The sequence below is a fragment of the Synechococcus sp. C9 genome (assembly GCF_022984075.1).
GTDB lineage: Bacteria > Cyanobacteriota > Cyanobacteriia > Gloeomargaritales > Gloeomargaritaceae > Gloeomargarita.
On record NZ_JALAAD010000001.1, the window covers coordinates 2,680,511 to 2,703,928 of the forward strand.

The following is a 23,418-nucleotide window of genomic DNA, read 5'->3' on the forward strand; positions in this document are numbered from 1 at the left end:
CTCTGACTATGCCCGCTTCCAGATGCAAGATCAGATTTTGGAGGTAGATGGCTGCGAGTGATTGTCAACCCAACGGTTAATCCCCAACAAGTTGTTACGGTCTTTTTTGATAGGAGAGTTAAATGAAAGTAACCGTGCATAAAGATGATGATGCCCTTTATTTACGGCTCGACGATACCCCCATCATTGAGTCCGAAGAAGTAAGCGATGGCATTATTCTGGATTACAACGCTGAGGGTAAAGTGATTGGCATTGAAATCCTTTACATTAGCCAGCGCAGTCCCAACTCCTGGCAACAAATTCTTCTGGAAACAACAACTTAGTGATAAAGAGAGGTAACTGAGCGTCAATCCAAATGTTCATGCAGTCAATCGAGGAAAGTCAGTACGTCGTGTAGCAAATAGCAAGCAAGCTTGAATGTCTTCAGGCTCTAGATCAGGAAAATCTTCCAAAATCTCTTTGACACTGACGTTTTCAGCCAGCATTTCTAAAATATCACTCACTCGAATTCTCATTCCTCGAATGCAAGGACGACCGCCACACTGACCAAGTGATAAAGAATAGCACCTGACAGCTAAATGACCATAAAAATTATTACTCAACCGTACACAGAATTTGGTACACTGAATAAATAATGAGATTTTATAACTATGGCTACAGTTTCCTCCCGTGATTTAGTTGCTCCCGCCCGAAAGGTAGAAGCAATCCAACATGACCCCCTCGCTATAGCTAGAGCTAAAGGAACGCAAATCAAAGCCAAGATTCTAGCCGAATCTGTTAGTAGTCAAACGATCATTCGTATTTTGAAAATTTCTCGCCCAGTTCTGGATAAATACCGCAAGCAGGGTTTAATCCTAGCACTACCACAGGGACACAGAAGCTACATCTATCCTCTTTGGCAGATTCATAAAGGTAAAATTCTCCCAGGTCTGCCACAAGTATTAGCTGAACTCTCAGGCATTTCTGATTGGGGAAAAGCTATTTTTCTGACCACTGGCGACCTGCGACTGAATAATGCAACTCCTATTGATTGTTTACGGCAAGGTAAAGTGAAAGAAGTGATCGCCGCCGCTCAATTGTATGGTCATCACTCCGCAACCTAGCCCCCACCCCGATCCACCTTCAGACTTTGACCAAAGACAATTACCCACAATTTCTATTACTGAACCACTCTATCGTTTTCATGCTAATCAATATCAAGCCATCTATTTTTCCACTAAAGGAAATGGTAGATTTGATGGTAGAAACCAGGGTTATGGAATTTGTTACACAGGCATTGATGTCTATGTAGCATTTATCGAAACATTTGGTAGAACCTTGGGTAATAAAGCTGTAGCCTCAGCCGATCTTCGCTCCAGAACCTTATCAAAAATCACCGCAAATCGCCCTCTTATCCTTGTAAATATCACAGGTAGAAATCTGGTAAAAATTGGAGCAGACAGTAGGCTTTCATCAGGGGATTACGAAACATCTCGCACATGGGCAAAAGCCATATTTAATCATCCTAGCCAGCCGGATGGAATTTACTACCGTTCCCGCCATGATGATCAACGATTTTGTTGCGGGCTGTTTGATCGAGTTAAAGACCACCTTACAGAAATTGGTCAAGGCAATTTAATAGACAACCATCCTGAGCTTCTGGCTGATATACTTAACCATTATGATTATGGCTTGATTTAAGATGCCCTTACCGGACTATATTGACAACACCCAGCACACCCTCGAAGCGATCCTCCGAGAACTCATCCAAACGCAAGAACAAACGACCCTCGACATCGCCACCGGATTTTTCCGTATCGAAGCCTGGGTGAAATTAGAACATCCTCTCAACCGTCTTACGCATCTACGACTTTTGATTGGGCGTGACCCCAGCATCCAACCCGCCGAACGCAGTTACATCAACTTACAAAAAGTGTTTCAAAAGGATATACAGACTCAACTAGAACAGACTGAGTTTAATCTTGCATACAAAGAGCAAATAGACCGTCTTATTGCCTACCTCAGTAGGGAAACTGTTGAGGTGCGTCTCTATGGTGGTAAAGAGAATACAACAGCATCTTTTCTTCATGCTAAAGCCTATATTTTTGATGATTATAGTATTATTGGCTCCAGCAACTTTACCCCTTCAGGACTAGAAGGTAATACAGAACTTAATGTTTTGATAAAACAGAGTGCCATTGCCAGAGACCTGAGAAATAACTGGTTTGCCAAATTTTGGAATCATGAGAGTGTGGATACGGAATATAAACAGAAACTAATTAACATTTTAGAAGCATCTAAATTTGGTAGCCGAGCTTACACCCCCTATCAAGTTTTTGTCAAAGCCCTTTATGAACTATTCAAAGAAGAAACTACGATTGATGAACATAACCGTACCACATTAGAACTGGCAAACTTTCAACAACAGGGTTTTGAACAAGCCGTCCGCCTGATTAACCGCCATCACGCTTGTATGATTGCCGATGCGGTGGGGCTGGGTAAAACCTACATTGCCTTGCGCCTTATGGAGTATTACTTGACACAAGATCGGCGACCTGGTCATGTACCCCGTGCTTTGGTTATCTGTCCCGCCCAACTACGAGATTTAGTCTGGCGTAAAAAACTTGATGAATTTGGCATTAAAGCCGATATTGTTTCCCAAGAAGAAATTGCTCGGACAGGCTTTGAAATTAGAAACTACACGAAGCACGATATTATTGTCGTTGATGAATCCCACAACTTCCGTAACTCTGGCACAAATCGTTACAACAACCTGCAAAAGATACTTGCCAGTGGTAAACGAGATAAAAAAGTTATACTACTCACCGCCACTCCGATTAACAATAGCATTTTTGATTTGTACCATCAATTTATGCTGATGGCTAGAAATAATCCCAACTATTACCGAGAATGGGGGATTAGTAATCTCACCAGCTTTTTTAAGGCTTTGAACCGAGGTCAAATTGAAATTACAGAACTGTTATTTCTGGGCATGGTACGCCGTTCTCGACTGGATGTTATCAAAAGGCAAAAGGCTGGTGAACCCGTAGTCATCGATGGCAAAGAAGTGCGATTTCCACAAAGACAACTCGAAAAGTTCACCTATAATTTTGAAGAGAATTATGCCGGACTATATGCTCGCCTTGCAGAGCAAATTGATCAACTCCATTTAGCTCCTTACAATATCAACTCATTTAAGTTAAAACTAAATTCAGAAGAACAAGCACAGATGAAGCGTAATGAGGCTCTGGTAGCATTGATGAAAACGCTTTGGTTAAAACGCTTGGAAAGTTCATTAACTGCATTTCAAAATAGTATTGAGAACCAACGCAAATTTCAGACAGAGTTTAATGAGTGTTTAAGTAGTGGTAAACTATTGGATACTCGGACATTTCGCAAAATACTCACCGCCGAAATTGATGAACAGGAAATTGTTGATCTAAATGCGCTAATCGAGAGCCTACAACCTGTTGACCCCAAAGAATATAATATCAGTGAACTACAAAAACAAATTCATCATGATTTTACTACATTGGAAAATATTACCAATACACTCACACAAATTCGCCAGGGGTTCGCACAGGGCTTAGGAGCGAATGATAAAAAATTAGAATCTTTCAAAAACCTGCTAACAAATCAACTCCAAAGACAAAAAATCATTATTTTCAGTTATTTCAAAGATACGGCAAAATATTTGTATAATGAACTAATCACAGATAAACTGTGGCTACAAAATATGGGTTCTCCGAAAATTGATTTAATCACTGGGGACACTAAAGGAAAGGAACGGGCAGATAAAGTTAAACGATTTTCTCCTCATTCTAATTGTAAAAGCGATGAAGAAACTCAAGAGTGTTTAGCCAATCCAATTGATATTTTAATCTGTACGGATGTGTTATCTGAAGGGCAAAATCTTCAGGATGCCGGGGTATTAGTTAACTATGATTTGCATTGGAACCCAGTTCGTATGATTCAGAGAGCAGGACGTATAGACCGAATTGGTACTACTTTTGAAACGCTTTACATTTACAATTGCTTTCCTGAAGAAGGACTAGAAAAACTATTGGGATTAGTTGAAAGATTACAACAACGAATTGCCACAATTGACCGGGAAGTAGGACTCGATGGAAGTGTGTTAGGCGAAGCCATTTCTGAACGCTCCCTAGAAGAATTGAGGAAACTAAAGCAGGCAGACACAGATGCGGAAAAAGCCATTATTCTTGAGGAGCTAGAAGGAATTTCAGAATTAATTTCTTTAGATGAAATGCGCCTACCGCTCGCGGAATTTTTGAACCAAAGAGGGAGTGCATTGATTGAAGAGATTCCCATGGGAATCCACAGCACTCGTGATGGTAGAGAAGGGGTTTTTTTAGCATTTCAAGCCAAAGGACGTACTGCTTGGTATTTCTACCCCCGTATTGATGGCAATATCGTCACTGACCGTCAGCAATTTGGTTCGCAGATAATTACTGATAAACGGCGTATTTTCAAAATGCTTCAATGTACTGAAAGTGATTACCCCGATCCAGAAAACCTTCCCCCTGTTCCTTTTAACAAAGAAATTTTTACGATTCTTGAGGGTGCCATTCAGAATGTAATAAATGACTTCCGTAAACAAGCCGGTATGCAACGAATCAAACCGAAACTCTCAAAAGTTCTTCAGCAAATTGCTCTTGCTTTGGAAGCAAATAATTCATTTCAAGATGAAACAGATCAAGAGCAAAAAGAACGTGTTTTCAGAATTATCACCACTTCTGAAAACTTGCGAGTCTATGAACCGGATATAAAACAGATTTGGGAAGATTATCGTACCAATCATAGGGATGACATCAATTGGCTAAGCAATCGGCTAGACGAGTATTTTATAGAAAATGAAATTGGACAAGATTTATTAGACTCAGAGCCAACCATGTCAGAATTTATCACAAAAGAGGATGTTCAATTAGTCTGCTATGAATGGTTTGAATGAAAGTTAAACTACCCAGGCATTTGTATCAATTCATAGCTACTGAGAATATGCCCCAGATTGGCTCTAATTGCTAACATAGGAATCTGATTTTCAGACCTAAAAAGGTAACTTTCAGTTTTATTCATTGTAAATAACTAAAAACTTTTTTGCATTATTTGCATGGACTCGAACGTGATACCACACCGGTCGCAGTATCCAGTCCAAAGGGCTGGAATTCCAAATCTTTTTTTACACTTCGGACACTCGGATAAGAGCCGCAACCGATGTTTTTCACACCCTGACGTTTGCTTATATTGCCACGCCAATCGGTGGTATGGAGCCTCGGCGTAACACGCCGCACATAAACGGGATGGTTCCAACTTGATAGGGACACCACAAGGGGGCAACATCCCTAGCACCGCCTCTGGACTTATCCCCATGTACCCGGCTAAATCTGCGATTTGCTTTGCTGTGGGAAAGGGATTGAGATAAAAATGTTCTAATCGTTTGATGAACATACCCCCCAAACCACTTGCCGTTCCCAAGGCAGAAATAGTGAGATAATTTGCACGGCGAAACCGTCCCAAGTAATGGCTCAAACTCTCACCTGGATAGGGTTCAATTTGATACAACCAAGGCTGTATTTCCACTAATCATACCCCGCCATAACTTCTTTAAGCGTTTCCAGGTCAATCTTGAACTTCCCTTTACTTAACGCAACAATCGCCGCCTGTCGCAAAATCATATCCAGTATCCCAATGTAGCCCCGTGTTTTTTCCCGCAAAAGTTTTAACGCTGATTTGTTTGTTAGATTTGAAGGTACAGGTAATCGGAGAATATCTCGCTCCCAAATTGCTACTGTCTGCCCAAACTGTTCCGAGTGAATTACCCCCATCTGAAAATAAGCTAAAAAGCGGTTTTTGACCTGTTCATCTCGATTAATTACAGTAGTGAGGCGTTCTGTCCCCACCAAAATTACAGCAATATTCAACTTATCGTAAATGTCTCGCACATCTGCAAAAGTCTTGGGCTTGATTCGATCCGCCTCATCAATTATCAACATTTCCACTTGGCAGTCTTTAAGAAGTCGATAGACCCGCCGCCGTAAATCCTCAATGGTTCCTTTGGTAATCTTAAATTGCAAAGATTCGATAATCAGAGTATAAAGTTGCTTTGCACCACAATCTTGAGGCACTTCCACCAACACTACTGGGAATCTAAGCACTGAACCCGAAACTTGTTGAGACGGATGCTCCATTAAATAACTTTTGACACCACACGATTTGCCGGTACGGGACTCCCCCACAATCCGACCCGGTTGACGACTGATGCGTTGAAGGTCTAACCAAGTATGCAAGGAACGTACCTGGTCTAATTCAACAATTTGAGACGCTTTTAGTCGCTTAATCTCCTGCTCAATATCAAGTGTTAGGGTAGTAGTCATACCTAAATTTCTCCATCTAAATTCCATACTTTTACAGGGGGTATCTCTATAGGATTCTCTGGCGCTAATTCATCGGCTGTAATGGTGGGTTGAGGCTCATCCCATGTACCTCCAATATCCGCCTGGGCTTGCTTACGCCGTGCCTTTTTCGTGTTCACCACTTCCTGTTGACGACGCTCCACTTCTGCCAAAATAGCCGCATTACTTAAGCTCTTTTGTTGTTCCCTCAGTCGTTGCTGTGCCGCTTTTGCCTCGTAGAGGGATATTTTCGCTCCCTCCAACCCTTGGGCATGGGCTTGGGTCACAAAGACTTCCTTCCCCTGCTCCAGACGGTACACCCAAACCGTAGTGATGTCGGTCGGTTGGTACCGTAGGCTCACTTGCGTCCCTTCATAACCGCTCAAGCGTTCCCCCTTGTAGATGAAGTTCTCGAACTGGATACAACCCCCCCGTTGCACACGCCGCTGGGTGGATTTCATCAAGCACACATCCAACTCCCGCTCGGTCGGTAAATCCGGCACTGCGGGTAGCCCTGACTCCCACCGCTGGTAGCGGGTTTGGTCACCCATGCGCGCATCCAGGGATTGGTTGTAGTTGTCCACCACATAGCGCACCAACAACCGCTCCAAATCGGTGAGCATCAAAGTAGCCTCCTTCTCTGCTTCTTTGGGACGCTCCTGCACATTAGAACCGGTGTAGCCGGGCAAAGTAGAAAAAAGTTGCGTATTCAAGGTCTTGAACGGTCGTTCCACCAGTCCCCCATCTGAGGGTTGCCTGCGTAAGTAACAGGTGAATCCGAGTTGGACCCCGATGTGTTCAAGGTGCTGGGAGCGAAAGTCTTTGCCCCCGTCGGTGTACAGATATTGAGGTCTGCCAAAAGTACCCCACTCACAATGGAGTCCGTAGCCATGTCCATAGCATTTCGGCAAAATCGCATGGCGGAGAGCCAGTGCCACAACCGTCGAGCTAGGCGCATCAAATCCAAGGTGAAACCCCATGATGCACCGGGAATAACTATCAATGATGGTGGTCAACCAAGGGCGACCAAGCAACTTGCCTTCACTATCAACCAGCAGAACATCCACCTGGGTATGGTCACACTGCCAAACTTGGTTACTGTACTCAATTAGTAATTCTTTGCCATCCCTGGTTTTGAGAGCCAGTCGCTCCCCCTGCCACCCTGGGAAATGGAATTTTTTACCTTTTTTGCTTCATATACAGGAGCCAGGAAGCGATAGACCGAGGCTCGGCTTGGGGGTTTCAGTTGCGCCTGCTGAGCCTTGAGTTTGACTTGCACATAGACTTGCTGGGGTGTCATTTTCTTACCCCCCCGATTCCCTTGCTGAAACGTCTTGAGGATGAACTCCTGCCACTCCTTGGCGAGGCGAAATTGACCTTTATCCGCACGATGTATTGATACAAACCCATCAAGACCGTCGTTTTGCCAGCGTTGCATCCATCGTTGGACAGTCCGAACCGACTTCCCCAACCGCTCGGCTGTCTCCCGGAGCCTTTGTCCGTAGGTAACCTTGTCACACGGCTCCATCAGGCGCAAGAGGGCATCGAGAAGTTCTTGGTTAACTTGTGGCTCTGAGGTATTGTCCATATAACTCTATAAAACACATACGCTATTTTAGCGAAATGAGAACAAGGATGGTGACATCCAAAGTGAGACAATTTCGGAATATGTCAGCTAATTTGAGATTGTTGATGGGGGGGAGAGTCTTCCACAACAGAATACCCAAAACCCTCTATCCCCGATGGACGTTGCATTTTAGGAACTTTACTTCCGGTGACAGCTAATTTGAGATCACGTCAAACAATTTGAGATTGTACAGCCATCCTATAGCCATCCTACTTGATTAGTGAACAGAGATTTCCCAGAACCATACACCGCAGGTGCTTCTTGGACGGGGGTAGTGCCCTGCGACCCTTGGCTTTGTAAATGTAAATCTTTCCTCACAAATCAAATGTGATCGTGATATGAGTCTGAATCGGCTCACCGTCTTCGGTGTCAGTAATTGCCATGCCTGGATCACAAAACGAAAAATATCGTAACTTTTGGGCGATGGGTGGCAAAAAGTAGCGAAAATAATCAATATAAAAATATCCAGTTGTAACAGGGATGAAAAGGGTAAAAATTCAAAGTGTAATTGCCGCCGGAGTGTTGACGAGCCTATTGGGGGGGATGTTCGCCCTAGCCGTTTCCCATGTTGGTCAAAAGGATTTCAACCGGCTCCGATTTGAGAGTGAATTTTACCATCGCTTACATCGGCGGTATTTTGTGGTGATTGGGGCAGGATTGGGATTCGCTCTGGGGGCGGCACAGTGTTATATCGTCCAGTTGAGTAAAATTAAAATTGACCCGGAACGGGAAGATTTATGAATAGCGGGCATGGGGAAGTCATGGTTACAACATCAGCGAGAACCCCCTACCACCGATGAAATTGCCGAAATTACAATTATTGGAACCGATTGAAGGTTATCTCGCTCAAATACACATACTATTGAAAACCAAAGACGGGAGATACCCCCTGCGACCCCTATTTCATTTTCATTTAGGATTGCTATGGGTAGCGAGATGATGTTCGGCTGGTTCAAATAAACTCACTTAATGGTGGTGAGATTCTCTAGTCCTTTTGTTACAGTAGCACTGGTGATCCGGTCCCCTTGTTTAATTTTATCCACCACTTCCATGCCCTTGGTGACATAGCCAAACACCGCATAATTCCCATCCAAAAAACTGGTTTCCGCCAGGGTAATGTAAAACTGGGACGAAGCGGAATTGGGATTTTGCGACCGTGCCATCGCCAGTGCCCCCCGATTGTGCCTGAGTTTAGGAGCTTGCCGGATGTTTTGCTCCGGGAACGTGCGCCCATAGACTGCTTGCTGACCATCCACCGGCTTGATTTCCAAAGGAATCACCCGCTCCCGCTGGGTCTGTGGGTCAACAAAACCCCCCGTCCCATTGCCCTTGGGGTCGCCCCCCTGCACTACAAACGGCTGAGGTTCCCGCACCACCCGATGGAAGGTCAAATTATTGTAAAAGCCCCGCTGTACCAAATCCACGAAATTCCCCGCTGTCACCGGCGCATCCTCCCCATTCACCTCCAGGGTGATGGTTTGCCCGTTGACCACCATGTCCACCGTCGCTTTGCCATTCAAACAGGGATAGCCCTGCAGGGGTTGCACCAATTCCGGTGGGATATTGCAATTGGTACTGCTCATGGCGATGGTTCCCTCCTTAGTTGGTGCGCTGGTCAGGCTGTCCGCATTGGCTTGACAACCCATTAAGCACAATAGCATTAAACCCGCAAACAACCAACGCCCCATCACAACCCCTCCACCGGTACGCCTAAAAACCGTGCCAGCCGGGCCGCCTGATCCTCCAACTCGGACAGAGCCAAAGGTCGCCCCACCTGGGTCAAGGGAATATCCCGTTTCCCCCGCAGACGTAAGTACAATGCCCGCTTCGGGTTAAACCCATCCTTCACATCCACCCGAATCCCTTGCACCTCGTCGAGGGGGTAGATCAATTCCACCCGCCGGTCTTTCCCCGGCCAACCCCAGCGGAAAATTTTCACCTGATTGGTTCGTTTATTGTACTCATTGTAACCACCCCCCACATCCCACCAGATCAGCAACCAGAGAAATAGACTTAAGCCAATTCCCGCCACCCCGTAGGCACCCATGACAATCCCTTGGGGAATAAAAATCAACTGGGTTGGGTCGGCAAAGGGGAGCAAATTCACGTGGGTATAGCTGGAAATGCCCGCCAGCAAAAACCCCACGCCCCCCAAACCTACCACCACTGCCCACCAGTAGTTACTCAAACGACGGGTACCCTGCACCCGGTCAATATAGCATTCTGCCGTTGTGGTTTCCGTGGTCATAGACCTGCCAAGATTGATCCAGCTTGTTCTATGGTACCAGCCCCGGTCTAGGAAGCCGCCATCTCATTCCGACTCGCTGGAGCAACATTATCCAGAGCGGGCAATTCTAAACAATAACCTGCCCCATAAACCGTCTTGATGTACTGGGGATGGCGGGGGTCGGGTTCCAACTTCGTGCGTAAATGCCGTACGTGAACCCGGATGGTTTCAATGTCATCGTTGGGGTCATAGCCCCAAACTTCCCGCAAAATGTCGCTGGGAGAAACGGTCTGACCATGCCGTTGGAGCAAACAATGCAGGAGGTCAAATTCCAGGTGGGTGAGTTTCACGGTTTGATTGAACCACACCGCCTCAAACCGTTCCGGGATCAGGGTCAAAGGTCCATAGCTGAGAATTTCCCCGTGGTTCGCCTGGGGTACCCGGTCAGAGCGCCGCAGTAACGCCCGCACCCGTGCCAACATCTCCTGCACCTCAAAGGGTTTGGTGAGATAATCGTCCGCTCCGGCATTAAAACCCTCTACCTTGTCCTGGGTCTGGCTCAGAGCCGTGAGCATCAAAATGGGAATGTCCCCCGTCCGTTCATCCCGCCGCAACCGCTGGCAGAGGGTCAACCCATCCACCCGGGGCAACATCAAATCCAACATGATCAAATCCGGTAGGAGTTGCACCGCCAAAGCCTGCCCCTTCACCCCATCACTGGCTTCGCTCACGTCGTAACCGGCTAGTTCCAGATTCACCCTGACCAATTCGGTGATGGCGGCATCATCATCAATAACGAGAATCCGGGGCATATAACATCAGTTAAAAAAACGGCATTTTATAACACAATACGCAACAAAGCGTAATGCTCATTTCCATTATAAACGTTTGTCAAGCCAGTTTTTGGTACAAGTACCTAGGATTCAGTTTGGGAGCGGCTACGGCTAGCCTGTTTCGCCCGTTGGGCACTGCGTTTGAGGGCATCGAGGCGAGCTTCATAGCGGCGGCGACGGGCTTTATCGGGGGTTTGTTCCGCCAACAGTTTCAGGGCACTGCCCAGGCTCTTGTAGGCATTCGGCAGGGTGTAGCCGTACTGGGTCGCCAGTTGAATCGCCCGTTCATCAGCTTTGATGGCAAGTTTCAGGGCGTTTTGTTTTTGGTTGCGCCGCCATAACCGATACCCCGCAAACCCGGTCAAGCCCAGAGACAGCAACAGCAGGAGCGTATCTTGCACCCACAGTTCCCCCACTGTGCCTCCCAAGCCAATCGCCAGAGCAGCCATTTCCCACCCCTCCTTGGGCAGGGTATCGCTCTGGATGCGGGCGACCTCATGCCAAAACAGCAAATTTCTTTGATCCAAAGCCAACTGTTCCCAGCGCACCGGGTCAATTTGCACCTCCACCTGATCCTTATCCACCTCTTCGGTAGTGATCACGGGGGGATTCATGGCGGTGGAAGCCACAATCGTCACCCAACCCCGCATTTCCCCGGGTAGGAGCCCTTGCAGGCGGCGAAATTCCCCTTGGTAGGCATCCGCAGTGGCAGTGTAGGCAGGCATGAACCGTACGTTCCTAATGGTTAACTCATGACTATTTACAACTATAGGCAAATTAGGGCGTTACCGGAGTGCCACCACCCGAAATCCCATCGCACATTCAAAGGCAAGGGGTTCCTGAGCTTCGCCCCGCTGGGCGGGATGACCACACCCCAACCGACCGCTCAACCAACGGGGAGCACCCGTGTGATGGGCAAGGGGGCAGTTTTGGCAGACCGATTCGGGGGGCAGTACCTGGTCATTGAGTACAATTCTTAAGGTTGGCATAGACGAAACTGAGCGTTAGATGCCTGGTGATGTCCCTGTCCCAGTTGCGATTATATCGCAGGTGAGGTTGGGGTATATGATAGCTAAGGAATCCCTCTCTGTCGTTGCGTGAGTCCCCCATGACCCAAGCGCCTGAACGTCCGCCCCAGACTACCGACCCGGCTATCGAAGCGGAACTCGACCACCGCATGAGCCGCTATGGGCTGAATCCATGCGGGGAAATATTGGGTGCAGATTTCCATTGTGTGGCGGGAAATACGCTGTTAATTACTCGTAGTGGTTTGGGTTCGATTCAGTCTTTAGTGGGGCAAGTTGTTGAAGTTTGGAATGGGCGGCGATGGAGTGCAGTTGTACCCCTATTAACTGGGCGAGAACGGCAATTGTATCGAGTGCATTTCGGGGATGGTACTTGGTTGGATGTGACGGACTACCATCGCTTTTTTGTACGCCATCGTTTTGGCAAAGATTACTTGGAAATGACGACCCAAGAGATTCAAAACTATCTGGAATCGGGCGGCTACCAACTGCATACGGAACCTTTTTGTATTGATTACAGGGACGGGGAATTTGTTGACCCCATTTGGGCATACACGTTGGGGCAACTGGTAGGCGATGGTTCCCTCTGGCAATCTCACGGTCAACCTCAATTACAATTGCGTTTATACGGTGCTAAAAGTTATCGTGCTTTGACTATTGCCAGTCGCTCATCAGGACAGGTTAGTTACTATACTGAAAATCAGACCACTCCATGTTTGCGTTACACCGGATTTGCGGAAGCATTTAACCCAGAATGGGTGCGACAACTGAAGTATGACCCTACGGCTTTGGAGTCTTTAGCCCAGTGGAATCGTGAGGCGATTTTGCATTTTGTCGCTGGATTCATTGATGCGGATGGGACAGCAACTCCTAGTGGTGGGGTACGGCTTTATCTATCGAATTACGACCGAGCCTATCGAATTTATTTGCTCCTGCTAAAATGTGGGATTCGTTCCTCCATCAATCTCTGTGCTAAGGCGGGAACAACCACCAATTTGGGTCGGCGGCATCAGGATTTATGGTATTTACAAATCACGGATTGCCAAGGGATTCCCTGCCAGCAAGTGGACACGACCCAGGGACATCAACCACCCACGAAAGGGAAATGGCAAACGATTCGCAAGGTGGAATTATTACCTGGTTTCCATGACACCTATTGTTTCCATGAATTGGAAGTTCATAAGGGGGTTTTTGGTGGGACATTGACGGGGCAGTGTAATTTAGCAGAAATTCACCTGAATCAAATTGATCCCCATAACTTTGAGGAGCAGGAAAGGGCATTTACCGCCGGAGCTTTATCGGTAGCGGCACTGCTCAATCACCGATTTGTTGAACCGAGATTCCAGTATTCCCGTGAACTTGACCCGATTGTGGGGGTGTCTTTTACCGGGTTGTTTGACTTTTTTGTACACGCCTTTGGTAAGGAATGGTTGCAGTGGTGGGCGGCGGATCGACCGAAGAGTGAATTGGGTTTAATTTTGCGGCAAAAAGAAACGGATTATTTGCAATTTTGGCGGGATGTGGTGCATCGGGTGGTGTGGGATTATTGTGACCGGCATGGTCTGCGGCGACCCAATCGTTGTACAACGGTGCAACCGGCAGGATGTTTGGATCGCACGGCGTTACGCATTTTTGATCAGGGCTTACTTTATGCGGATGAAATTGTGGAACCTGGCAGTGGGGAAAGTCGAGGTTTAGGGTTGACGGTACGTCATGGGATTCCGACGGATACGGCTATTGCCAATCCACCGCTACCGCTGGTGCGAGTCACCCTGAAAAATGGTCGGGTTTTGCGAATGACCCCCAATCATCGCCTCTCGATTGCCGCTCAATGGGTCAGAGCCGATCAGCTAAAAATTGGCATGGAAATTGATTATTCTTTGGGTGAATATCGCCATAGGGAAGATGCCCCACTGATCAGCCTCAATTTGGCTCAATATACCCGTGCGGGTCGGAAAGAATTTTTAGGACATGGGCGAGGGGTACTGACCGCAGAAATCACGACACCTACCACTTTGAATCCTGAATTGGGTTATTTTTTAGGTTGCTTGTTTGGTGATGGTGCGATTAGTGAATGTAAGGATCGGGTACGGTTTGCGTTTAATGCCAAAGAATTAGACTTGGTGGAGCGTTTACAGGGGATTGCCCAAAGGCAGTTTGGTATTGGTGGAACCATTAGCTATGACGCTCGTAATGGTGGCACAAGAAGTGAATTGGTTTTTGCTTCTAAACAACTGTTTGATTGGCTGAAGTTGAATCAATTACAGAAACCTAATAGCAAAGATTTAGAACGGATTCCCCTAGCAATTCGTAAGTCTTCCCGAGAGACAATTTTGGCGTTTTTCTGCGGCTTGATTGATACTGATGGCTGTGTACGGTCAACAGGTTCTCTGTGCATTGATTCTTCGAATGAAACCTTTATTCGCAATTTACAACAGGTTGCCGAAGCAGTTGGTTTATGCTTTAGTATTTATCACAACATCCAGGGGGAGAACTTCCAATATCAAAAGGATATGTGGGGCTTATCCCTTAGTCCTATGTGGTCACAACCGGAAGCTTTAGCTTATCTCAATACCCATAGTCGTAAATGTCAGTTGTGTCCATTACCAGAACCCAAGCGTCAATTTGTCTTTCATCCCTATCGCATCGTTGATATTGAGTGGGAAACCACCCCTGATTACAGTTATGACTTTGCGGTATCGGGCATAGATGATGATGATTCCTGGTACTGGCAAGGGGCGTTGAAATCCCACAACACCAAAAGTTTACTCACCAATGCCTCTCCCGGTTGGCATCCCCCAAAAGCCCAGCGGTACATTCGCCGCATTACGTTTGCCAAAAATGACCCGGTCGCCCTAGCCTGTATGGATTATGGGTACTCGGTGGTGCCGGGACAATCGGATAAGGATGACCAGGGCAATTTGCTCAATGACCCCTTTGATCCCCGCTGTAATGAATGGTTGGTGGAAATTCCGGTGGCGGTTTCCTGGGCGGATATTGCCGACGAAGCGGGCATAGATATTAGTCGGTTCAATGCCTTGGCGCAATTTGATTTTTATATGAATGTCCAACGGAATTACACCACCCACAATACCTCGGCGACAATTGAATTTCGGGAGTATGAAATCGAGGCATTAGCCGACCGCATTTACCAAGCCATTCAACGGGATGAGGGGTATATTAGTGCAGCATTATTATCCCGGTTTGATGCCCTGCAAACTTTTCCCCGTCTGCCGTTTGAACCGATTAGCAAAGAACGGTATGAGCAGTTAGTTCAAGAGGTTTTACAACGACGGAAATTGGCTGATTTTGGGGCATTGTTACGTCGCTATGACCAGCCGGATTTGCAATTGGTTCCCCAAGTTGCCGCCTGCGAAGGCGTGACCTGCGAATTACCTGCCCAACCCCCGGGTTAAATTGCTAATTTCATGTCCTCTTTTCAGTTGATCGTTGGTCTGGGTAATCCGGGGAGTAAATATGCGTTTACCCGTCACAACGTTGGTTTTATGGCTGTCGATAGACTCGCCAAAAGATGGAGTATTGCTTGGCAGGAAAAAAGTAAATTGCACGGGTGGATTGCCCAAGGTAACGAAGTGATTTTGCTGAAGCCGAATACCTATATGAACCATTCGGGACAGGCGGTGCAGGCGGTCTGCCATTGGTTCAAAATCATGCCCCGTTATGTATTGGTAATTTATGACGATTTAGATTTACCCTTTGGCAAATTGCGCTTACGAAAACAGGGTTCCGCCGGGGGTCACAACGGCATGAAATCCATTATTCAACATTTAGGCACCCAGGAATTTCCCCGCTTACGCATCGGCATTGGTCGCCCAGTAGAGGGAGAGAGTGCCCACTACGTTTTAGAAGCGTTTAATAGTGAACAAAAAGAAAAATTACCTAGCATTTTAGACCAGGCAGTGCGGGTGATTGAACTAGGAAGAAAACAGGGTTTAGACTACGCTATGAATGAGTGTAATGCTTGGAATATTGAATGAAGAATCATGCTAAAAACTAGGTTGCAAGCCTATTACTTCTAGGCTTAGTTCTGCATAGCCTGTATGGGTTGGCAACGGTAGGGTATTTCATGGAACGTTTGCCGCTTGTTCTAACCCCAATTCTACCCGCCAATCCGCTAAGGGTTTCTCCCAGTGGTCTTCCCATCGTTCAGCCAGCAGTGGTTTCGCTTGACGTCCCAGACGGTATCCACGGGCAAGGTGTTCAAGCAGGGTCTCTAAATCCTGGGGAGCCTTGAACAGGGTACTGATGAGACCGCCAGTAATCAGTATTACAGCCATAGTGCGACGGGTTTGCGCCAGTTCAAATGCTTTCAATCCTAATTCCCCTGGCACATCCGTATGAAAACCTGTGACGATATGCCAAATATCATGGGTTTGCCGCATTCGTAACAACACATAATTGGTGTCGTCTTTGACGGGAATCAGGCGATAGAAATTTGGGTCAAATCCTGAAGAAATAATGTAATCCGCATAGGTACGCCCCAAGGAACCGACAGGCAATTTTTGGAGGGCTTCGACGTCAACCTTCGGCGGTAAATAGCGATCACGAATCAACTCAGCCACCCCCGGTAAGGATTGAACAAATTCAACAGATAGTCGAGTCGCTTGGGTATCCCGTAGCCCATCTTCGATATCATACACAGACTGGGTGTGAGCCGGGTCTTCGAGAAGAGACACCACTCCTTTTAAGGCACTAATATAACCGAGTTGTTGTTCAAGATTCACCCAAGCCATGATCATTGCCTCTTAAGCCACCTATTTATCGTATCAAAAAGTTTGCTTAAGCTGATACAGTCTGTTCATGTAGCTAAACATACCAAGGTTGACATGATATGGGTCGCTGGGCGTAGCCCCACATTGGTTTCCCAGAATCTTAAGGCGACAACCTTAACCTACCTAGCTATAAATGAAAGGATACAATTTTTTTTTCTAAGACTTGACTTGAATGAAGTGAGAACAAGTGGGTTTACAGCCCTATCCCGTAACCACTTAAAAGGCTGTAATAGGCTATACCTTCAAGTTATGCTGTTCTACTATAGATTGATTCATTATTGATAAAGCCAGATTCGGGTCTAGGTGATGGGCAGTTCCCCAGGCGGCGAGCATAAATAATAATCGCCCCAAATGTTCCTGATCCGGTTGGGCTAAAAATGCCTGGAATTGCTCATTGAGGGTCTGGGAATTGATAGAGAGGTTCAGGTGTTCTGGGTCTTGGAGATGCAGTTTTTGATAGATTTTACCAGCGGCAATCAGAGCCGGGAATGTCGCCATATAATGATGAAGTTTTTCAGTAAGCGAATGCCCCTGTTCCTGTTGCTTAATCGCTTCCCAATTTTGACGCACCACCGCCACATCTGCCACTACTAATTCACCAAATACGTGGGGATGACGACGGATCAATTTTTCACTGATACTAGCGGCAACTTCTGCTAGGGAAAATTCACCCATTTCTTGTGCGATTTGTGATTGGAGTACCACCTGCAAAAGTAAATCTCCCAATTCTTCTTGGATGGCGGCGGACTGCCCAGTACCGATGGCGTGGACGACTTCGTAGGCTTCTTCGATGATATAGGGGGTTAAACTGGTTGGGGTTTGGGCTAAATCCCAGGGACAACCGGTTTGAGGATGGCGCAGTTGGGCAACAATATCCACCAATTGCCGACAGCGTTCTCCCACCGGATCACCAAGATAAAGGTGAAGGGGATAGGTAAATTCCTGGTGAGATAATTGGGATTTTTCCCCAGTAAAAATGATGGTTTGAGAATTAAAAATCGTCAGGGGTTGGGTAGGAGCGCAATCGTGCAAAATTGTATCTAATTCTTGAGCATTTTGAATGTGTAAAAAAAGGGCAGGTAATCGCAGTTCTTGCCCCGGTTGCCAGTGATCAATTGACAGTAAATTCAAACCGTTCATTTGCGTCCCATATCCCGTTTTAATTGTTCAAATTCCCTTTCCAATTCTAAATTTCTAAACTCCTTTTCTACCCTATCGGGTGTCTGGTAGCCGGAGGAGCTATCGGTTGGGGGCTGAACCTGTTGACGTTTGGATTGAATTTGCGTCAGTAACGCCTGCAACTGTTGAATCCGTTTTTTGGCAACGGTTAGTTCTGCCCAATATTGGTTGCCCTGGGTCATCAATATCCCCTGGCGCATTTTCGCCGCATGGATCAAATCCTGCCGTCCTGCTCGTTCCGCCAGTGCCAACCGTTCATGCCACAGCCGAATTTGCTCGCCCGTTGCCAGAATTTTTTGCTCCAATGTTTGGGTTTCCCCCTGCAATTGTTGGAGGAGTTGGCGGGTCTGGGTTTCCTGTTCGGCGAGGGTGTCCTGTTCCATCTCCGCCGCTAAATCCGGGTGCGCCCGCAAAAAATCATCTAATTTGGCTGTTAAAGAAGCCTCCAATTCATCCCACCAACCCATAGATGCCCTCACCATAGGATAATAAGTATAGTTTAACGGTTTGACTGCACTCTGTTCTAGGTTATCCGATGTTTAACACCGATAACAATCTGTGGATACACCAAGCCCAATTATTAGGGGAAGATGGCATATTACGCCCCTATAACCTGGGGATTCAAGGGGGTAAAATTACAGCCATTACCACTGAGGATCATCGCCGTGAATATGAACATATTTTAGACGCTCAGGGTTGGGTTCTATTACCAGGAGTTATTGACCCCCAAGTACATTTTCGGGAACCGGGTTTAGAGCATAAAGAGGATTTTTGGACTGCCAGTCATGCCTGCGCCAAGGGAGGGGTAACCTCTTTTTTAGAAATGCCCAATACTCGCCCATTGACTACCAATCAGATAACTCTTGATGACAAATTGCATCGAGCCGCCCAGAAATCCTTGGTAAATTATGGTTTTTTTGTGGGAGCAACCCGGTACAATCTCACGGAACTCAATCAGGTACACCCCGTTTGTGGGATCAAAATTTTCATGGGTTCAATGCACGGCGACCTGCTCATGGATGATCCCGATTATTTAGAACAAATCTTCGCCCAGGGTACCCGTTTAATTGCGGTTCATGCGGAAAATCAACAACGGATCACCCAACGCCGCCAGCAATTTGCGACCCAGTATCATATCCCGGATATTCATTCGGAAATTCAGGATGATATTGCTGCCCTCCAGGCGACAGAATTAGCCGTCAATCTTGCGATTAAATATCGCCGCAGATTACATATTTTGCATTTGTCCACCGCTTTAGAAGTGGAATTTTTACGCCTACACAAACAGCCTTGGATCACCGCAGAAGTGACCCCACAACATTTGCTCCTGAATCGTTCTGCCTATCAAGAATTAGGCACGCTTGCTCAGATGAATCCACCCCTCCGTACCGCCCATGACAATCAGGTACTATGGCAGGGATTGCAGGAGGGATTGATTGATTTTATGGCAACGGATCACGCCCCCCATACGTTAGCAGAAAAAGCCCAGCCCTATCCCCAATCTCCCTCAGGAATGCCGGGGGTGGAAACCCTTTTGCCCCTGATGCTGACCCAAATGAAACAAGGGAAATGCACCCTCAAACAAGTGACCCAGTGGTTATCTACCAAGGTGGCAGAAGCCTATAAAATTCCCAACAAGGGACGGATTGCCCCTGGCTATGATGCGGATTTAGTTCTAGTAGATTTGGAACAGGAATATCCCGTGCGGCGAGCGGATTTGCAAACTAAGTGTGGGTGGAGTCCCTTTGAAAATTGGGTACTCACAGGTTGGCCGCAGGTGACGATTGTGGGGGGGCGGATTGTTTATTATCAAGGGCAATTTAATGAGGAAGTTCGAGGCACAGCATTGCAGTTTTTATCTGATTAATTGCAGGTATAGCAATCCTACTTGATTAGTGAACAGAAGTGAACAGAGATTTCCCAGAACCATACACCGCAGGTGCTTCTTGGACGGGGACGGTGCCCCTGCGACCCCTATTCCATTTTTATTTAGGATTACTATAGTTTTATTGGCTAATAATTTGTGAACGGGCTGTACTTACCCCTTAGTTTTGGTTTTGGATTTGCTCACCGGGGCTTTGGCGGGCATATCCGCTTTCCCCGTCGCCACCACCAAAATTCCCACCACCGAGAATCCCGCCTGTGCTAATACGGTTTGGGCTGTGCGGGCCGTCGCTCCCGTCGTGTAAATGTCATCCAAAATCAACACCGGGTTCTTGGGAGGGGGATGGCGGGGATGAATGGCAAACGCTGTCGCCAAATTCGCCTCCCGTTCCTGCGCCGATAGGGAATGTTGCGCCTGGGTATCGGTTTGCCGCAGGAGTAAATTGCTGTACAGTTTTAAGCCAACATACTCACAAAAGGCTTCTGCCAATAGTTCTGCTTGGTTGTACCCCCGGCTTTTGCGTTTTTCCGGATGAATGGGAATGGGTACCACCGCAGGCGGTTGTGGCAGTCCATGCCCCCCCGTTAACCATAAATCCCCCAGATGATGCCCCAGGGGCCGGGCAAGCTCCGGGCGGTTGTGGTATTTGAGTGCCCCCAAGACCCGTTTGAGCGCATCCCCATACCTTCCCCAAGCCGCCAAAGGTAGGGGTTCCTGCCAAAATTGCCAGGGCTGGGGCAAACGGGTGGCGGCGATCTGCCGTTGACAATCAATACAAAAACAGCCCTGCGCTGGCCGGGTACACAAGGGGCAAGCGGGTCGAAATACGGTCGTCAACAGGGAGCGCATGACCCCAATCGGTGGCGGTTACCCCTACTCTAACCCAGGGCTGGAGATTACAGAATCGTTGTACAAACTTCACACAAAGCAATGTTCTAAAAAATGATTAAAAATCATGATGACTCTTATCACTAATACCAATAAATTTCTAGGGTATGCACCAGAATCCCCGATTTTATCGCCGGGAACCTGGATAAATTTCTTCACAAACAGTAATGAATAACTTTTCATTATCACTCCTATAAAACCTTACAAAGTTGCATAGGGCAACCTTCGTGATAGCGTGAAATTAAACCCGTCCTAGTCCCAGTTCATCCCGTTACCGATGGGGAGAATTTTTCTGATTGGGTCGGCATTAACCGTTTGCGAAGGAGTTAGGGAATATGGCCCCACGAACCCAAGCCCAGGCCGGATTTCAGGCCGGGGTGAAAGATTATCGCCTCACCTATTACACACCGGATTACACACCGAAGGACACGGATTTGTTGGCCTGTTTTCGGGTCACGCCCCAGCCCGGGGTGCCGCCGGAGGAAGCCGGAGCCGCCGTGGCCGCCGAGTCTTCTACCGGGACTTGGACGACGGTGTGGACGGACAACTTGACCGATTTGGAGCGGTACAAAGGCCGTTGCTACGACATCGAACCGGTGCCGGGGGAAGACAATCAATACTTTATGTTTGTGGCCTACCCCTTGGATTTGTTTGAAGAGGGTTCCGTCACCAATATGCTCACCTCGATTGTGGGGAATGTGTTTGGGTTCAAAGCCCTGAAAGCCCTACGGTTGGAGGATTTACGCATTCCGGTGGCCTATTTGAAAACCTTTCAAGGCCCGCCGCACGGCATTGTGGTGGAGCGGGACAAGTTGAATAAGTACGGTCGTCCCCTGCTGGGCTGTACGATTAAGCCGAAACTGGGCTTGTCGGCGAAAAACTACGGGCGGGCGGTGTACGAATGTCTGCGGGGCGGTTTGGACTTCACCAAAGACGACGAAAACATCAACTCCCAGCCCTTTATGCGCTGGCGGGACCGGTTCCTGTTTGTGCAGGAAGCCATTGAAAAAGCCCAGGCGGAAACCGGGGAAATCAAGGGGCACTACCTGAATGTGACCGCCCCCACCTGCGAAGAAATGCTCAAACGGGCGCAGTTTGCCAAGGAAATCAAAACCCCGATCATCATGCACGATTATTTGACCGGGGGCTTTACTGCCAACACCACCCTGGCGAAATTCTGTCGGGACAACGGCCTGCTATTGCACATCCACCGGGCCATGCACGCCGTGATTGACCGGCAACGCAACCACGGGATTCACTTCCGGGTCTTGGCCAAATGCCTGCGGATGTCCGGGGGCGACCACCTGCACTCCGGCACCGTGGTGGGCAAACTGGAAGGGGAACGGGGCATTACCATGGGCTTCGTGGACCTGATGCGGGAGGACTACGTGGAGGAAGACCGCTCCCGGGGGATTTTCTTCACCCAGGACTACGCCTCGATGCCGGGGGTGATGCCCGTGGCCTCCGGGGGGATTCACGTGTGGCACATGCCCGCCCTGGTGGAAATTTTTGGGGACGACTCCTGTCTGCAATTCGGGGGTGGTACCCTGGGTCACCCCTGGGGGAATGCGCCGGGAGCCACCGCCAACCGGGTTGCCCTGGAAGCCTGTATCCAAGCCCGCAATGAAGGCCGGGATTTGGCCCGTGAAGGCAACCAAGTGATCCGGGAAGCCGCCAAATGGTCGCCGGAATTGGCTGTGGCCTGCGAACTCTGGAAGGAAATTAAGTTTGAATTCCAGGCGGTGGACACCCTTTAGGTTCTGTGCTCAGGAAACCGGCAAGATGCTGGCGCTTATGGCACCATGAAGGTTACCGGTTTCCCCCCTTGCCTATGGATTATCCGCACATTGCCCGCCAAACCAGCCGTGTCCTGAGCAGTTATCTCACCTACCAGGCTGTGCGGGTGGTGGTGGGGCAACTTTCCCAGACCGACCCCCCCCTGGCCATCTGGCTGAATGGGTTTTCGGCCACCGGCAAAATCCAGGACGGGGAGCAATACCTGAGGGAGTTGTTGCAGGAACGGCAGGAACTGGCCTTGCGGGTCATGACCGTGCGGGAACACCTGGCGGAAACTATCCTCGATGTCCTACCGGAAATGGTGCGGGCGGACATTCAGCAGGCCAATATCCAACAGCGCAAACACCATTTGGAGCGCATCACCCAAGTTGCCTCCAGCGAAGCGGCCACCTGGCCGGAATTGGAATCTTAACCTACGGAGACCCAACCATGAAAACCTTACCTAAGCAACGGCGGTACGAAACCCTTTCCTACCTGCCCCCGTTGACCGATGCCCAAATCGCCAAGCAAATCCAGTACATCTTGGACAAGGGCTTTATCCCGGCGGTGGAATTTAATGAAACCTCCTCGGCGGAAGAACACTACTGGACCATGTGGAAATTGCCCCTATTCGGTGCCACCTCCACCCAAGAGGTGCTGAATGAAGTCCAAGCCTGCCGCTACGAATACCCGGATGCCTACATCAAAGTGGTGGCCTTCGATAACATCAAGCAGTGTCAGATGATTAGCTTCATCGTCCACAAGCCTGCTAAAATATAGTCTTAGCATTTCGTCA

At 47.9% G+C, this 23,418-nt stretch carries 23 protein-coding genes and 1 pseudogene; 11 read left to right on the forward strand and 13 right to left on the reverse strand.

The genetic code is table 11. The annotated features are described in order from the left end of the window. Positions 1-122 precede the first annotated feature (122 nt). Complete coding sequence (locus MLD66_RS13045; RefSeq protein ID WP_247218554.1) at positions 123-323, forward strand: DUF2283 domain-containing protein; 201 nt, start codon at positions 123-125, stop codon at positions 321-323. Positions 324-359: 36 nt separating this feature from the next. Here MLD66_RS13045 and MLD66_RS13050 read toward each other — a convergent pair whose 3' ends face one another. After that, positions 360-602 (reverse strand): DUF433 domain-containing protein, encoded by a 243-nt coding sequence (locus tag MLD66_RS13050; protein ID WP_247218556.1) that lies wholly within the window; start codon positions 600-602, stop codon positions 360-362. Between the two features lie 48 nt (positions 603-650). On the opposite strand from MLD66_RS13050, the gene MLD66_RS13055 reads away from it, so the two are divergent. Genes MLD66_RS13055 through MLD66_RS13065 form a run of 3 tightly spaced genes read left to right on the forward strand, consistent with a single transcriptional unit; the run spans position 651 to position 4,948 of the window. Next, positions 651-1,103: a hypothetical protein gene (locus MLD66_RS13055; RefSeq protein WP_247218558.1), complete on the forward strand. Its 453-nt coding sequence runs from the start codon at positions 651-653 to the stop codon at positions 1,101-1,103. Continuing rightward, positions 1,081-1,680, forward strand: coding sequence for an RES family NAD+ phosphorylase (locus MLD66_RS13060; protein ID WP_247218560.1), 600 nt, complete (start codon positions 1,081-1,083; stop codon positions 1,678-1,680). Before MLD66_RS13055 ends, MLD66_RS13060 begins: the two co-directional genes overlap by 23 nt. Before the next feature lies 1 nt (position 1,681). Further along, a complete protein-coding gene (locus MLD66_RS13065) occupies positions 1,682-4,948 on the forward strand; it encodes a helicase-related protein (protein WP_247218562.1) in 3,267 nt (1,088 codons plus the stop codon). Positions 4,949-5,576: 628 nt separating this feature from the next. Here MLD66_RS13065 and MLD66_RS13070 read toward each other — a convergent pair. The 3 genes from MLD66_RS13070 to MLD66_RS13080 are packed head-to-tail and all read right to left on the reverse strand — an operon-like array spanning position 5,577 to position 7,977. Next, positions 5,577-6,371: a TniB family NTP-binding protein gene (locus MLD66_RS13070; protein WP_247218564.1), complete on the reverse strand. Its 795-nt coding sequence runs from the start codon at positions 6,369-6,371 to the stop codon at positions 5,577-5,579. A gap of 2 nt (positions 6,372-6,373) precedes the next feature. After that, positions 6,374-7,534, reverse strand: coding sequence for a transposase family protein (locus tag MLD66_RS13075; protein WP_281438634.1), 1,161 nt, complete (start codon positions 7,532-7,534; stop codon positions 6,374-6,376). Continuing rightward, positions 7,498-7,977 carry a helix-turn-helix domain-containing protein gene (locus tag MLD66_RS13080; RefSeq protein ID WP_247218568.1) on the reverse strand — a complete coding sequence of 160 codons (480 nt, stop codon included), beginning with the start codon at positions 7,975-7,977 and terminating at the stop codon, positions 7,498-7,500. The genes MLD66_RS13075 and MLD66_RS13080 overlap by 37 nt, the downstream gene beginning before the upstream one ends. A gap of 519 nt (positions 7,978-8,496) precedes the next feature. Between MLD66_RS13080 and MLD66_RS13085 the strand changes: the two genes are divergently transcribed. Continuing rightward, positions 8,497-8,757 (forward strand): hypothetical protein, encoded by a 261-nt coding sequence (locus tag MLD66_RS13085; RefSeq protein WP_247218570.1) that lies wholly within the window; start codon positions 8,497-8,499, stop codon positions 8,755-8,757. 221 nt (positions 8,758-8,978) lie between these two features. On the opposite strand, the gene MLD66_RS13090 is transcribed toward MLD66_RS13085, so the two are convergent. From MLD66_RS13090 to MLD66_RS13110, 5 genes are all read right to left on the reverse strand, one after another. Next, the gene (locus tag MLD66_RS13090; protein WP_281438474.1) at positions 8,979-9,704 is read right to left on the reverse strand and encodes a peptidylprolyl isomerase; all 726 of its coding nucleotides are present in this window, start codon (positions 9,702-9,704) and stop codon (positions 8,979-8,981) included. Continuing rightward, positions 9,704-10,264, reverse strand: coding sequence for a photosystem I assembly protein Ycf4 (locus MLD66_RS13095; protein WP_247218572.1), 561 nt, complete (start codon positions 10,262-10,264; stop codon positions 9,704-9,706). The genes MLD66_RS13090 and MLD66_RS13095 overlap by 1 nt, the downstream gene beginning before the upstream one ends. Positions 10,265-10,311: 47 nt before the next feature. After that, positions 10,312-11,055 (reverse strand): response regulator transcription factor, encoded by a 744-nt coding sequence (locus tag MLD66_RS13100; protein WP_247218574.1) that lies wholly within the window; start codon positions 11,053-11,055, stop codon positions 10,312-10,314. Positions 11,056-11,159: 104 nt separating this feature from the next. Next, positions 11,160-11,801 carry a DUF3318 domain-containing protein gene (locus MLD66_RS13105; protein ID WP_247218576.1) on the reverse strand — a complete coding sequence of 214 codons (642 nt, stop codon included), beginning with the start codon at positions 11,799-11,801 and terminating at the stop codon, positions 11,160-11,162. A gap of 60 nt (positions 11,802-11,861) precedes the next feature. After that, the gene (locus tag MLD66_RS13110) at positions 11,862-12,065 is read right to left on the reverse strand and encodes a hypothetical protein (protein WP_247218578.1); all 204 of its coding nucleotides are present in this window, start codon (positions 12,063-12,065) and stop codon (positions 11,862-11,864) included. A gap of 200 nt (positions 12,066-12,265) precedes the next feature. Here MLD66_RS13110 and MLD66_RS13115 point away from each other — a divergent pair. Both MLD66_RS13115 and pth read left to right on the forward strand, forming a co-directional pair. Beyond that, positions 12,266-15,517 (forward strand): annotated as a pseudogene (locus tag MLD66_RS13115) (LAGLIDADG family homing endonuclease); the annotation flags it as partial. Positions 15,518-15,529: 12 nt separating this feature from the next. Next, positions 15,530-16,099 (forward strand): aminoacyl-tRNA hydrolase, encoded by a 570-nt coding sequence (pth, locus tag MLD66_RS13120; RefSeq protein WP_247218581.1) that lies wholly within the window; start codon positions 15,530-15,532, stop codon positions 16,097-16,099. Between the two features lie 87 nt (positions 16,100-16,186). Here the strand turns inward: pth and MLD66_RS13125 are convergent, their stop codons facing one another. The 3 genes from MLD66_RS13125 to MLD66_RS13135 all read right to left on the reverse strand — a co-directional run bounded on the left by MLD66_RS13125 (position 16,187) and on the right by MLD66_RS13135 (position 18,540). Next, positions 16,187-16,855, reverse strand: a complete 669-nt coding sequence (locus MLD66_RS13125) for a Coq4 family protein (RefSeq protein ID WP_247218582.1) — start codon at positions 16,853-16,855, stop codon at positions 16,187-16,189. A gap of 273 nt (positions 16,856-17,128) precedes the next feature. Then, on the reverse strand, positions 17,129-18,025 hold the full coding sequence (locus tag MLD66_RS13130; RefSeq protein WP_247218584.1) for a MazG family protein: 897 nt from the start codon (positions 18,023-18,025) through the stop codon (positions 17,129-17,131). Positions 18,026-18,030: 5 nt separating this feature from the next. Continuing rightward, positions 18,031-18,540 carry a TIGR04376 family protein gene (locus tag MLD66_RS13135; protein ID WP_247218585.1) on the reverse strand — a complete coding sequence of 170 codons (510 nt, stop codon included), beginning with the start codon at positions 18,538-18,540 and terminating at the stop codon, positions 18,031-18,033. Positions 18,541-18,608: 68 nt separating this feature from the next. Between MLD66_RS13135 and MLD66_RS13140 the strand changes: the two genes are divergently transcribed. Then, positions 18,609-19,940 carry a dihydroorotase gene (locus MLD66_RS13140; protein WP_247218587.1) on the forward strand — a complete coding sequence of 444 codons (1,332 nt, stop codon included), beginning with the start codon at positions 18,609-18,611 and terminating at the stop codon, positions 19,938-19,940. A gap of 171 nt (positions 19,941-20,111) precedes the next feature. Here the strand turns inward: MLD66_RS13140 and MLD66_RS13145 are convergent, their stop codons facing one another. Beyond that, positions 20,112-20,807, reverse strand: a complete 696-nt coding sequence (locus tag MLD66_RS13145) for a ComF family protein (RefSeq protein ID WP_247218588.1) — start codon at positions 20,805-20,807, stop codon at positions 20,112-20,114. A gap of 374 nt (positions 20,808-21,181) precedes the next feature. On the opposite strand from MLD66_RS13145, the gene MLD66_RS13150 reads away from it, so the two are divergent. From MLD66_RS13150 to MLD66_RS13160, 3 genes are all read left to right on the forward strand, one after another. Continuing rightward, positions 21,182-22,603, forward strand: a complete 1,422-nt coding sequence (locus tag MLD66_RS13150; protein ID WP_247218590.1) for a form I ribulose bisphosphate carboxylase large subunit — start codon at positions 21,182-21,184, stop codon at positions 22,601-22,603. 74 nt (positions 22,604-22,677) lie between these two features. Further along, positions 22,678-23,055: a chaperonin family protein RbcX gene (locus tag MLD66_RS13155; protein WP_247218592.1), complete on the forward strand. Its 378-nt coding sequence runs from the start codon at positions 22,678-22,680 to the stop codon at positions 23,053-23,055. A 17-nt stretch (positions 23,056-23,072) separates the two neighbouring features. Continuing rightward, positions 23,073-23,402, forward strand: coding sequence for a ribulose bisphosphate carboxylase small subunit (locus MLD66_RS13160; RefSeq protein WP_247218593.1), 330 nt, complete (start codon positions 23,073-23,075; stop codon positions 23,400-23,402). The last annotated feature ends 16 nt before the right edge of the window (positions 23,403-23,418 follow it).

Coding starts and splice junctions, on each gene's coding strand:
- MLD66_RS13045 (WP_247218554.1), top strand. CDS start 123: ATGAAAGTAACCGTGCATAAAGATGATGATGCCCTTTATTTACGGCTC.
- MLD66_RS13055 (WP_247218558.1), top strand. CDS start 651: ATGGCTACAGTTTCCTCCCGTGATTTAGTTGCTCCCGCCCGAAAGGTA.
- MLD66_RS13060 (WP_247218560.1), top strand. CDS start 1,081: ATGGTCATCACTCCGCAACCTAGCCCCCACCCCGATCCACCTTCAGAC.
- MLD66_RS13065 (WP_247218562.1), top strand. CDS start 1,682: ATGCCCTTACCGGACTATATTGACAACACCCAGCACACCCTCGAAGCG.
- MLD66_RS13070 (WP_247218564.1), bottom strand. CDS start 6,371: ATGACTACTACCCTAACACTTGATATTGAGCAGGAGATTAAGCGACTA.
- MLD66_RS13080 (WP_247218568.1), bottom strand. CDS start 7,977: ATGGACAATACCTCAGAGCCACAAGTTAACCAAGAACTTCTCGATGCC.
- MLD66_RS13085 (WP_247218570.1), top strand. CDS start 8,497: ATGAAAAGGGTAAAAATTCAAAGTGTAATTGCCGCCGGAGTGTTGACG.
- MLD66_RS13090 (WP_281438474.1), bottom strand. CDS start 9,704: ATGGGGCGTTGGTTGTTTGCGGGTTTAATGCTATTGTGCTTAATGGGT.
- MLD66_RS13095 (WP_247218572.1), bottom strand. CDS start 10,264: ATGACCACGGAAACCACAACGGCAGAATGCTATATTGACCGGGTGCAG.
- MLD66_RS13100 (WP_247218574.1), bottom strand. CDS start 11,055: ATGCCCCGGATTCTCGTTATTGATGATGATGCCGCCATCACCGAATTG.
- MLD66_RS13105 (WP_247218576.1), bottom strand. CDS start 11,801: ATGCCTGCCTACACTGCCACTGCGGATGCCTACCAAGGGGAATTTCGC.
- MLD66_RS13110 (WP_247218578.1), bottom strand. CDS start 12,065: ATGCCAACCTTAAGAATTGTACTCAATGACCAGGTACTGCCCCCCGAA.
- pth (WP_247218581.1), top strand. CDS start 15,530: ATGTCCTCTTTTCAGTTGATCGTTGGTCTGGGTAATCCGGGGAGTAAA.
- MLD66_RS13125 (WP_247218582.1), bottom strand. CDS start 16,855: ATGGCTTGGGTGAATCTTGAACAACAACTCGGTTATATTAGTGCCTTA.
- MLD66_RS13135 (WP_247218585.1), bottom strand. CDS start 18,540: ATGGGTTGGTGGGATGAATTGGAGGCTTCTTTAACAGCCAAATTAGAT.
- MLD66_RS13140 (WP_247218587.1), top strand. CDS start 18,609: ATGTTTAACACCGATAACAATCTGTGGATACACCAAGCCCAATTATTA.
- MLD66_RS13145 (WP_247218588.1), bottom strand. CDS start 20,807: ATGCGCTCCCTGTTGACGACCGTATTTCGACCCGCTTGCCCCTTGTGT.
- MLD66_RS13150 (WP_247218590.1), top strand. CDS start 21,182: ATGGCCCCACGAACCCAAGCCCAGGCCGGATTTCAGGCCGGGGTGAAA.
- MLD66_RS13155 (WP_247218592.1), top strand. CDS start 22,678: ATGGATTATCCGCACATTGCCCGCCAAACCAGCCGTGTCCTGAGCAGT.
- MLD66_RS13160 (WP_247218593.1), top strand. CDS start 23,073: ATGAAAACCTTACCTAAGCAACGGCGGTACGAAACCCTTTCCTACCTG.